The organism is Photorhabdus akhurstii (genome assembly GCF_019090985.1).
Taxonomy (GTDB): Bacteria; Pseudomonadota; Gammaproteobacteria; order Enterobacterales; family Enterobacteriaceae; genus Photorhabdus; species Photorhabdus akhurstii.
This window is the reverse complement of sequence record NZ_CP020335.1, coordinates 5,015,895-5,027,881: the sequence shown is the minus strand read 5'-3', so window position 1 is coordinate 5,027,881 and position 11,987 is coordinate 5,015,895. Positions and strand designations below refer to the sequence as shown.

At 35.4% G+C, this 11,987-nt stretch carries 7 protein-coding genes; 5 read left to right on the top strand and 2 right to left on the bottom strand.

The window, feature by feature from the left end; all coding sequences use genetic code 11:
• Positions 1-10: 10 nt before the first annotated feature.
• The 4 genes from B0X70_RS21610 (at position 11) to B0X70_RS21595 (ending at position 6,018) form a co-directional block, all read left to right on the top strand.
• On the top strand, positions 11-1,558 hold the full coding sequence (locus tag B0X70_RS21610; RefSeq protein WP_105395332.1) for a class I adenylate-forming enzyme family protein: 1,548 nt from the start codon (positions 11-13) through the stop codon (positions 1,556-1,558).
• On the top strand, positions 1,558-3,000 hold the full coding sequence (locus B0X70_RS21605) for an SRPBCC family protein (protein ID WP_214069563.1): 1,443 nt from the start codon (positions 1,558-1,560) through the stop codon (positions 2,998-3,000). Before B0X70_RS21610 ends, B0X70_RS21605 begins: the two co-directional genes overlap by 1 nt.
• Before the next feature lie 19 nt (positions 3,001-3,019).
• Positions 3,020-4,174 (top strand): alpha/beta hydrolase family protein, encoded by a 1,155-nt coding sequence (locus tag B0X70_RS21600; RefSeq protein ID WP_217470355.1) that lies wholly within the window; start codon positions 3,020-3,022, stop codon positions 4,172-4,174.
• Positions 4,175-5,316: 1,142 nt separating this feature from the next.
• Positions 5,317-6,018, top strand: a complete 702-nt coding sequence (locus B0X70_RS21595) for a helix-turn-helix transcriptional regulator (protein ID WP_036779575.1) — start codon at positions 5,317-5,319, stop codon at positions 6,016-6,018.
• A gap of 439 nt (positions 6,019-6,457) precedes the next feature.
• Here B0X70_RS21595 and B0X70_RS21590 read toward each other — a convergent pair whose 3' ends face one another.
• A complete protein-coding gene (locus B0X70_RS21590; RefSeq protein ID WP_036779577.1) occupies positions 6,458-6,802 on the bottom strand; it encodes a hypothetical protein in 345 nt (114 codons plus the stop codon).
• A gap of 623 nt (positions 6,803-7,425) precedes the next feature.
• On the opposite strand from B0X70_RS21590, the gene B0X70_RS21585 reads away from it, so the two are divergent.
• On the top strand, positions 7,426-7,623 hold the full coding sequence (locus tag B0X70_RS21585) for a type II toxin-antitoxin system TacA family antitoxin (RefSeq protein WP_082302182.1): 198 nt from the start codon (positions 7,426-7,428) through the stop codon (positions 7,621-7,623).
• 190 nt (positions 7,624-7,813) lie between these two features.
• On the opposite strand, the gene B0X70_RS21580 is transcribed toward B0X70_RS21585, so the two are convergent.
• Positions 7,814-10,690, bottom strand: coding sequence for an RHS repeat-associated core domain-containing protein (locus B0X70_RS21580; RefSeq protein ID WP_217470354.1), 2,877 nt, complete (start codon positions 10,688-10,690; stop codon positions 7,814-7,816).
• Positions 10,691-11,987 lie beyond the last annotated feature (1,297 nt).

Sequence of the window (11,987 nt, the reverse complement as noted above, 5' to 3'; positions counted from 1 at the left end):
GGAAACAGAAATGAAACTAATCTCTATGTTGTTACATTCAGAGCGTGATAATTTACATCATGATTGTATTGTCACTAAAGATTATCATTATACAAGAAAAGAGGTAATATCTTCTGTTTCCCATTTAATTGATGATTTACGTAGTCGAGGAGTTCAAAAAGGTAATAAAGTCATTGTTATATTTGAACATGATGAATTAGGTGTTTTCTTTTTGGCCGCCGCCAGTGCGATGGGGCTGCATTTATTAATGCCCTATAATTTATCATCAGCAACAATCGATGAATGGATTAATTTTACCAATGAAGTGCAATACGATTTTGTTGTTTATCTCAAAAAAGATAGACATTTTGTTGGAAAATTAAAAGAAAACAACATTAATGTGATTGATATTTCAGATCATAAGATTAGGGTTAGTGATGATACAGCGGAAATTCCAATGATAACTTATTCGCCGCAATCTATTGCTAACTTTATTGTTCTGTTCACCAGTGGAAGTACAGGTAAACCGAAAGCCATTAGCATTTCAGAATCATTAGTGTGTCGTCGAATTTATTCAGTGACAGAGAAATTAAAATTTACTCAAGGTGCTAAGATATTCATGTCAGGTTTGTTGAATAATACAACGGGAGTGATTTTTTCTTTCGGTTCATTATTACATCAATCAACACTCTTTATACCTGAAGATAGAAATGTAGAGAGATGGCCTGATTATCTTTCTCGCAATAAAATCACTCATATTATGTTGCGTCCAGAGTCAATGAAATTATTCGTTAAATCGACAGCGGAACATAATATCGATCTCTCGTGTTTACAGGTTGTTGCTTATGGCGCCGCGGCTATGCCCCCTAGCGTACTTGAAAAAGGGCGCCAATTAATTGGCTGTGAATGGGTGCAGGGATATGGGTTAAGTGAAACTTATGGTCCTTTCTGTTGGGTAGATGAGCAAGATCATCGTGATAAAAGATATCTCAATTCAATTTATTGTGTTGGTAAGATTGATAATACATTGGAAGTGGCGGTTAAACCCATTATTGGCTCATCTGATAATATCGGAGAAATTATATTAAGAGGAGAAAGTATTATGGAGGGATATTACGATGTCCTTTCTGGGGAAATAACGTCTCCTGATGAGTGGTTTGTCACTGGTGATCTCGGTTATATAGATGAAGAGGGTTATTTAATTTTAAAAGGACGTAAGCAGAATACTTTTATGAGTGCTAACGGACATAGAATTTATCCTGAAGAAGTTGAATCTATTTTATCCCGAATACCCAATGTGAATGTGGCTACAGTTGTTGGTTTTTCTTTTCATGAAAATGGGGTTGCTATTGATCAGCCGGTTGCCTGTATGAGTGGAGAGATATCGAAGAAATCATTAGCTGAAATTGAAGATATTATTTCATCGTTTTTAATGAGTAAATTAAGTCGGGAAAAGTGGCCGGATTGGTTCTATGTCACTGATGAATACTTTCCAAAGAGCCATAATGATAAAATATTGAAATCAGAGTTAATTAAATCAATCGATCCTAAAAAACTATTTACATTGAGGAATCAATAATGAATTATGTAGAATCACATTCAATTATTTGTAATGCTCAGGTAGAAGATGTATATCAAATTGTTTTAAATTCTGAAAAATGGCCAGAAATATTTGAGCCTTGCCAAGAAGTAAAAGCTCTCTTTAGGGATAAGGAGGGTGAAAAAATAGAAGTCAAAGCTTTACTTAACGGTGTTTTAATGCAATGGGAATCAAATCGTAAATTTTATCCAGAAACATTTAGTATAAAATCAAAACTGAATCCCCCAATGACATTAGTTAAAGAAATGGAAACGTCATGGCGCGTGATTAAAATTAATTCCCAGCAATGTGTGTTGTTGTTAGAGCATTTGTATGATCTTGAATCTGAAATAACCGGATTAATTGATGGTGTTGAAACAATAGAGCAGGCGCACCAATTTATTAGTAAAGCTATTGATACCAATTCAGTTAAAGAGCTCAATAATATAAAAAATATCGTTGAGTCAACAGAGGGAGTGGAAAAAGTATTAAAAGGAACGATTACTCACTCAGTTGTATGTGAGGCGCCGGCACAGCAGGTCTATGCTTTAGTTAAAGATGTCTCTTGTTGGACCGATATTTTTTCATTCTGTGATGGTGCGGAAGTTTTAAATAGATCAGGTAATGAAGAATTGGTTGAAATCAAAGCAAAACAAAATAATAAAGCAGTAAGTTGGCAAACGCGGCGATATTATTTTGATGCTATTTACCGGGTTGATTATGTTATGCCTACACCGATGCCATTATTCAAAACAATGAATGGCAGGTGGCAAATTATTCCTGTTAATGATCAACGCTGTATTATAACGGTACAAAGGAACTGGGCTTTGTTAGAAGATATCAGTGGTATTGTTGATGGTATTGATAATCATGACCAGGCTAATTCCTTTGTTATCTCATTTATCAATGATAATACTCGAATGGAAATGGATAGTTTCAAGAGTCAGGTAGAACGTCATAAAAAATCAAATTTATTAACTTTTACCGCAGGCTATTATATTCCTCACCAATTTGATGATGTTTATAATATATTTTTAAACATCGATGACTGGAGCAAAATATTGCCGCATTGTGATTCAATAAAAGTTATTTATAATGATAATAAACATCAAGAATTTAATATGGAAGTATCAACACCAAATGGAAATGAGACTTTCCGTAGTATACGATTCTGTGATGCGGATAATTTATTGATTGAATATTTCCAACCAGAGCCTCCTTTAGTATTAAAGTCTCATAGTGGCTCATGGAAGATATTTAGTAAAGGAAGTGGTTCGTACATTGTTTCTAGTCATGATGTTGAGTTAAATCATGATTTATGTGCAGTTAAATTTGGTACGGAAGATAAAGAAAAACAGCGTGAGATAGTAAAAAATGCTATTTCGGAAAATAGTAAGAAAATGGTCTTTGCCTGTAAAGAGTGGTTAGACACTCGTATTTAGTAACTTAAAGGAAAATAAGATGAATAATAAAAATAAACCCAATAGAATTTCGCCAGAACTTCTTGCTACTTGTGGTTATTTTATGCCAAGACTATTTTTCTTAAATTCTCAATATGCTCCCCAAGTACATTGGGGAGATGTTGTTGCAGCATTGAGTGATTTTCAGCAGGAAAACTTAGACTTATCCTCTGAAGAGTTTTGGTATGAATGGATGATTAATTGGTCAAAAGTGGGTGATAGCTATATTAGTATCGCTAACTCGGCTAAAAGTGAGGTCAGCCATGTTCGTGCTTTGAGGAGTGCCGCTGCCTGTTATCATTGGGCCGAATTTATGTACTTCAGTGATAGGAGTAGAAAGGTACAGCTCAGAGAGTATATTCGTTCATGTTTTTTATCTAGTATAAAATATAGTGACCTGCTAGTTGAGCATCAATATATTGTCGTTGATAAATTTCGTATGCCGTTTTTCCTTATATTCCCTAAAGGGTATAAAGAAGAAGAGAATCATCCTTTGCCTTGTGTTATTTTATCCAATGGATTGGATTCAATGACTGAAATTGAAATATTATCTTTAGCTGAGTTTTTCTTAATGAAAAATATGGCGGTAGCTATATTTGATGGACCAGGACAGGGAATAAATCTTGGGGACTCACCAATAGCTATCGATATGGAATTATATATTTCATCTATAGTTAAATTGTTAGAGGATGATGTCAGAATTAACAGTGATCTCCTCTGTTTCTTAGGAATTAGTTTTGGTGGTTATTTTGCTCTACGCGTTGCGCAAAAAATTGGCGATAAATTTTGCTGTATCGTCAATTTATCCGGTGGACCTGAAATAGCAGAGTTTGATAAGTTGCCAAGAAGGCTTAAAGAAGATTTCCAGTTTGCATTTATGCAAGATAATAGCCGTATGCAGTCTCTTTTTGATGAAATTAAATTGGACGTCTTTTTACCTTGTAAAACCAAGGTTTTTACTGTTCATGGAGCATTGGATGATATATTTCCAATCGATAAGGTGAGAAAGTTAGACCAGATATGGGGTGATAGTCATACATTATTATGTTATGAATCAGAAGCTCATGTTTGCTTAAATAAAATAAACGAATATATGATACAAGTTTCAGACTGGGTTAGTGAACAATTTTGGCTTAATGGCTATAAGAAAGGATAACTTATTTTATACTAACTGCCTATTCCATTATATCTCATTATTGTGGACTATTATTTTGTAAGTTAATAGTGAATACGGATAGAGTGCAGGAGTCGCTGCGTATATATAGTATGTGAGAATGAGTTGTATTTCTCCTCTACTAACATGCGTTTAGAAGTTAGCGCTTTTGTTTAGGTATTATCTTGGTTCTCTCTTTTTATAAAGAATGGTAAATGAAATAGTTTAATGGGATGGGCGTTAAATAGGGTTAAATCATAAACATCAGGCTGATAGTAGCTGTTTTTATGGGATTATAAAATTTACACAGATTCATCAGATTACCGGGATTATTATCATTAGCGGAAAAGATAATTATCAAGAGCTAAATTTTAAGGTGATTAATCAATGGAGATATTGTTATGGATAAATATTGGTTTCACCTTTATTTTTAGTGAACATAATAGTGTATTTATGTAATATTATCCTTCGATATTAATAATCTGATACTAGAAATAAATTGAAGATAAATGAGTTATTATTATCTTCTCTAAAATATTTTATTTTTTCAACAGAAGTTAAGATTAAACCTATTTGGAGTATTACCTTTTAGTTCCACGGCTCTTTTACTATGAGTAATAAAATCAAAACATTTTTCCAGGCATTACGAAGAGATATGTTCGAATAAAATAAGACCATACTTTCCCTGCTGAAGCATTAATCGGCAGTGTGAAAATTGACTTTAATATTTGTGTTTTCTTATATCATTAATACATAGTAAGTTTACTTATGATAAGTTATCTTATTGAATGTGAATTTTATTTTTTGTATTAATTAGCTGTATATTAAGCTTTTAAATATTTGCTCTATGTTTGATGCCCGATGCTTACTTCAACCTGGTTTCGGCGTAATGCATAGAACATTTACTCTTGACAGAGTTTGGTAATTATGTAAGACGGCAATAGTATTTTCGTCAATCCAGACAATTGAGGTCTATATTAAATATAGGATTTCGAGTTGATGGTTTTATAGAGAAATCTCGACATTGTTCCATGATAGATAATTAAGAATAAATAGTTATGTTGGGGTACTGACTAGTAACTCAATACTATTTATTCAGTAAAGCCTTATCCTATTTGATTTTTATTAAAATGAGGAGTTCGGAAATGTCAAGAACCGAAAGACTTATAGTATTATTGCAATACTTGAGACAAAGAAGGTACCCTGTCAGTGGTAAATTACTCGCTAGTGATTTAAATGTAAGCTTGCGCACGCTTTATCGCGATATTGCTTTACTAAACAGTCAGGGGGCAAATATAGAAGGCGAGCCAGGTTTGGGTTATATATTACGGCCAGGTTTCATGTTGCCTCCTTTAATGTTTACGATGGATGAGATTGATGCCTTAGTTTTGGGCAATAAATGGGTTATTGAACAGAGTGATGTTGTTTTGGCTAAGTCTGCCCATAGCTTTATATCTAAGATTGCCGCAGTATTGCCGGCAGAACAGCGTGATCAACTATATTCTTCGCCAATGTTTGTAAAAACAGATGGTTATAGTAAAGTTACAGATAATAACTTAATGTTATCTGATATTAGAAAAGCGATATACCATAAATCAAAAATAGTGATAACTTTTATTGATTTAAATAATACACATACTGTGAAGACGATCTGTCCACTGTCGATCTTTTTCAATAATGAGTTCTTTTTAGTTTCTTGGTGTGAATTCAGTCATAACTTTCTTAAGTTACAAGTGGGAAAAATAGAGAAACTGGAAGTATTGTCTGAAAAATATATACAAGATAGAATGTTATTATTAAAAAAATGGAGTGAGAAAGAAGGATTGTCTGATAATAATTTATCGTAAATAGATGATTACAGATGAATAATTTATATAGGTATTTATCCTATACATGTTTAATTGTTATTTCTACTAAATATATAGTTGAAAATATATAGTAGATTCTGATGATTATCTGAACTTTCTGCTGTCATTTATACTGAGGGCTTAAAAAGTTTAGTGATTTTATTAGGAAAGCGCCGCCCTAGAGTGCTAATTGTGAATGGTAGGATAAATCACTTAATTTGGTAATCTGGGGCAACGAACAACATAGAGTGGGCTTGAGATTGTGGATAATAAAGTTCAAGAATTCTTTAAAGGTAAGATTTTAAATCGATTGAACAAAGATCGTGATAGAATCACGATCTTTGTTTTGTCGACTTGCGAGCTTGTCTTTATGTAAGAGTGCTATCGATATTTTCCACATGTGCATTTTTCTTACATAAATAATGAAGTAGAAGAAAAGCTACCATTTCCATGCATCCGGGCTGGTGCCGGTAGGTAATACACAAATGCCAAAATCGCTAATGACAACAGCGACATAGATATCATTACCATAACAATTTAATTGATACCTCCTTCCTTTTGCCGTCCATTGCCAATAATCATTTTTCCGACTTTCTGGATAGAATTCTTGGATAAATGAAGCGGTTGCTGGATGTAACCCATCAACATTGAGAGTACTTGTATTCCCTGAGCTGCTCCAAATCACATCACCGATTAAATTTTCATTGGTAAGATTAACAACGAAAAAATAATGGTTATTAATTTCAAGCATTTCACCCTTTTCTTTTTCCTCAGTTTCTTTCATCTCTGGCTCCTGATTAGTGGATAAAATGGGTGATTATTATAGAAATAACAATAGTTTCTCTGATATTTCTATTTTTATTGCTATAAATGCAATGGTTTAATTAATAATTACGGTAGCAATAGAACCATAATAAATATATTTTTATTTGATATTGTTTTGGTTTGCATGACTTTTTTTGATCTGATTGTCACAGCATTTGATTACTATTCTTGATAATTTATTTCTGTATAATTTATTGACTATAAACTAATTGTATTTATCAGAATAAATCAGAAACTATATATCATATATTTTTATAGTAGTGTAAAAATACAGAATGTAAAGTATATCATCATGAATGTTTTGCATGAATATTAAATTAATGCAAATCGTTATTTTCGGTAAGTTGGATTAAAATGGCAGGTAAATATCTGAAAAAAATCATGAGAATCTGATATAGCTTGTTCTGTCTCACAATGTGACGTCATTTTGGCACGCATATTGATTTCTGTTAAAATCGGTGTCAAATTCACCAAATAGTATATTCCGCCGGCTCAGAATAAATCATGTAAGTGAGTAGTGGATATCTATAGCAAACTAATAATTAAAGAACGAATAACCGCAATGCGGTGGGGGTAAGGCTTATGGCCTTTATTGCAAATGCTGCTGTAGCAGAGGCAAAAAGAGTTATTGAACAAAATATGCGCATTAGATTGTGCCAAGAAGATGCATTGGCATTTGTTCATGAATTGGAAAGACCAGTCAAGGTAAATAAACGTTTCCTTCGTGCTGCTCGTAGATATAAGGAAACAATAACAGATGAAAATAAAACGTTTAGATAAAAACAAACACGATAGAAATAATTTTGACTGTAGTGAGCCCGTGCTGAACAACTATTTGAAAGTAGTGTCGGGGTAACATGATAAAAAGAGTAGATGTGATGTAACATATCCCTGTGTGAGTCGAAACTTGATCTGACATCCATTCTCGATAGCTGTCAGATCAGGTTTGAGTTCTAGTACAAGTTATTACTTACGCTACGGAGTTTCTGCGTGTCATTCTTCTATAATTTTCTACCCTTCCTGTCATGACATTTTCTATGCCGGATAATATTCCAGAACAATTATGACAGGCCGGGAAGTCTTTATTTGTTTCACCAACAAGTCGTTGTGTAAATATATAGCTCTGACTCAAATGACTTGATATATTTTCTCCCCTTTTAGCAAGTTCAGTGACCATATAATTTAAGGCTTGTACCTCAGCATGCAGACCCGCAATACCCGCCATTTTAGGTAAAATGTTCTTGTTTTCCTTAATGTGTGCTTTGATCCTCTGTTCAATCAGTGGATGTAATGCAGTGCCTGATTCTTGATACGCTTTTTGTATACCTGCGATAAATTCTTTTTCATTAGTAACGCGATAGCTGCCAAGATCGATATTTGGCCTCCAACGTTTGGATGTTTGAAGTTTATCGGGGTGGTACTGTTCGAAACCGGGCTTCGCTTTTTCGCTGATAAGTTGCACTCCGGGGAAGGTATTTTTGGCACTTAAGCTACCACTCAGGTTTAAAAATTTATCTTTATAGGTATCGTGATCTATGTTGGTGCCATGACCCATAATACCGGCATGGGCGGCATATCCTTTTAATTTTGCATTTGTATATTTCATATTTCTGGATTTCTTTTCTCTATCTTTTGGTTTCATAGGCTTGAGCGTTGTTTCATTTCTCTCTGTTTCTTGTAATATTTCACCGGTGCTTCTGGTGAAATATTGGTATCTCTTTTCAACTCTTGGATTTTGTTTATACAAAAGTGGCGAAATATCAGGTCTATTTTGCGGCATGGCGAGATCAAGCCAGTCTAAACTTGAGAGTCCCATATTATCCGCCAGCGTAATTGGGTTATTCATCACCATACAATAAAGATTTAATCCATCGATAGTGCCTGCCGGGTCCGCACTTAGCCATCTTCCCGCCCACGGCTGATAATATCGATAGCCGTAATAATAGAGTCCGGTGGCATCCCGTTCTTTACCGGAATACCGGATCGTTTTGTAACTGGCTTCTATCTGGTTTCTTGCGGCCCATAGAGATGTACCTCCAAATGGGTAGTACTCCTCTTGACTGATGATTTGCCCGTCGCTATCTAACTCAAGTTGGCTGGAACCAATCAGATTATCGTAACTGTAACGTATCTGATTATTGTTGATGTTTTCTGGTTTGCCGCTCTCCCAGTGTAGAACCCGCACTTGTGCGCGACCGGCTTCACCCACTGTAATGATCTGTAATTTTTCTGTTGTAGTAGTGCCATTTTGGGTTGTACGCAGTTCCAGTCCCGACAGGTAGACAACTCGTTGCTGCCGGAGAATATCTTGCGTTTGCTGTTCACTGACTTTTAACAGCCGCATCCCGTCGTTGCCATAGCGATACCACTCTACATCGTTGTTACTGTCGGTGCGGTTATCCCGTTTTATCGGCGCCACTTGTTGTAGTTCACCTCGCGCATTCCAGTTTAGGTTTAGTCCCGGTAGTAATGTCTCCTGATGACCGCCTGCTTGAAACAATGTATCCACTTTAGTTGGATCAGTGGTCAAGGTACTCAGTACCGCACGGTTGCTGCGATTCGAGACGGTTATGTCTGTGGTGTAATTGTTTTGGCTCGCAGGCGAGCTGTGTCGGATTTGGGTCAGGTTGCCACCACGGTCATAGGTATAACTACGGGTATAGTTAGTGTAAGTGTTGTCGTCGGAAGTTAGCGCTGGAGAGGGGAGCTGGTGATTCTGTTGGCCTATATTCGCCATTTCGCGTCCGGTAGCGCTGATAAGCTGATACAGGGAATCGTAAGTATAGATATTCTTCGGCACTATTTTCTGATTGCGCCAGAAGCGGGTCGCTTCTGCATCGTTACGGAGACTGATTACATTGCCAACCGGATCATATTCATAACGTAAGTCTTGCAAAGCCTTGGTATCGTTTGAACGACGGGTAGTGATGCCAATTAGTCGCCGGGTTTCCGGTTCGTAAGTGTATTCGGTGATGATACCGTTACCGTGCTCTTCGCGTAGTTTTTGTCCTGCCGCTGAATAGGTTAGGGATTTGATAATCACCTGCTCACTCTGGCCTTTTACGGTTAGCCAACTCCTTTTTAACTGACCGGCTACATCATAAGCCAGACGCTGGATATTTCCTTTGGCATCGGTTTGCGTCAACATAGCGCCGGTGGCATCGGTTTTGCTTTCGGTGGTGTATACATCATTACTTAATCGCTTATCCCAAATCTTTTTATCATCTCCGAACCAGTCTGCTTCTTGACTGTCAGCCAGTAACTGACGGGATTGTGATAAAACCGCGCCGGTCAAGGAAAGGCGATTCAGTTGGATCACTCCCGCTGTGTCGTAGTGATGCACACATTGACCAGCAAGATTTTGGTCTTTTTCTGCCGGTGTGTTTCCAGCCCAGATGAGACGTTCGGTGATATGGGCTGCCCTTTCCTTTGTTTCTTGTTCGGTTACGGATAACAGGCGACCGGGCAGAGAGTTGTCTTCATATTGCCGAGTCTGCTTGACGCCTGTTGCAGTTACGGTCAGGACAAGACGGTTTTCAATATCATGAAGAGTGATAGTATTGCCTGCATCGACACTCTCTGTACGCAGGACGTTGCCCGTTAAATCATACTGCCAGAGAAAATTGGGTTTCACCGTATGATCTTTCTGCCAAGCGTCATACAGGCGCGGATCAATACTTTGGTGTAGGCGCCCGAAAGCATCATACTGATGACGGGTAATACGGATATCACTGTTTTCTTTTGCGGTAGTACGGTGATAACGGATTTCGCGGACATCCAAGCCACGGTTATCGTGAACCGTGATCGTGGGGGTGTGTTGATAAGTTTTGGGATCAAAGTTGTTCATAATTTACCTCTTTGTGGTACTGAATAATCGTTGTATTGAATAATTTTTTGTCTACATAGCAGCGAATGAACGCTAAGTTCAGCTCCTCCACATAATGAGGGCGGATAATCTTTCCATTGAAATGCCAGTAGCATGCAAGATTTCAGGAGATAAGCAGGAATGACCTTATTCAAAAGCATATTGCTCAAAGGTGCTGCTGCAACCGAATAACAGTAGCAAGCATAGGGAGACGAGCACAAGTATCGTAGAAAACAGCGCCAGGATCTTTTGCTATCGCTAATGGTTGTTTTTTCTGTTTTGCTAAAAAGGAGAAATAACCTATCCTTATTTAACATATAGTTACGTATAGTGAATATTAACTAGATGTATAGTTATCGATTATAAATGTGAGTTATTTTATTGGTTAAATAGTTCTTGATGTTCGTCCATATACGAGATTTGGGGTGGTTAGTCTGGTGTCAATCATGACGCCAGACTAACCGGATGTATCAGATTATTGTGTCAGGCACATATTCTAACCACAATCACCGACTTAAATTTTATCTTGTGTATCATGGTGGAATAAAGCTATTGTGCCTGTTATGGTATTGTAAGATACATTCTTAATTAAATGCTCTAATGCAATAAAACATAATTGATTAAATTCACTGGTAACATTTTTCATGGAAAATGATTTTATTGTTTTGTTTAAATAAATATACGGTTTTAATTTTAATTAAATTATATGGATTAAATTTGATAAGAACTGGAGTATATTTTTATATTATTTTTGATGTTTTTTACAGTGTGATTTGTCATTGAGATATTATTGTATACAATATAAATTACCATAGTTATTATCTGGTTTTCTGTTTGGTTTATTAAATAGGAAATTATTTAAAATGAAGCGACCAGATTTGAATTTATATGGGGTTTATATCGAGTTTATTATAATGGTATAAAACACTAAATTTGGTAAGTAATGTAAATTATTACATGAGTTAATATAAAGTAATGAAATGTATTATTGGTTAGAACAAGAGATTAATTTACCATTGTTATTTTTACAATATAAATAATATTTTGTTGTAATTCTTGGTTAAATTGTGAGATGAAATGATTTGTATGGCAATTATAAATATAAATGTGATATTTTCGTTATTATAAATTGGAAAATCATATAAATTTTAGTTTTATATTTTATATATTTATGATTTTTTAAAAATAAAAACTTTTAGTTTTTTATTGAAATATCATTATATATAATATTGCTTATTGGCAATTCTTATTTTGGTTGTTATTAGAATATTTTATTCTT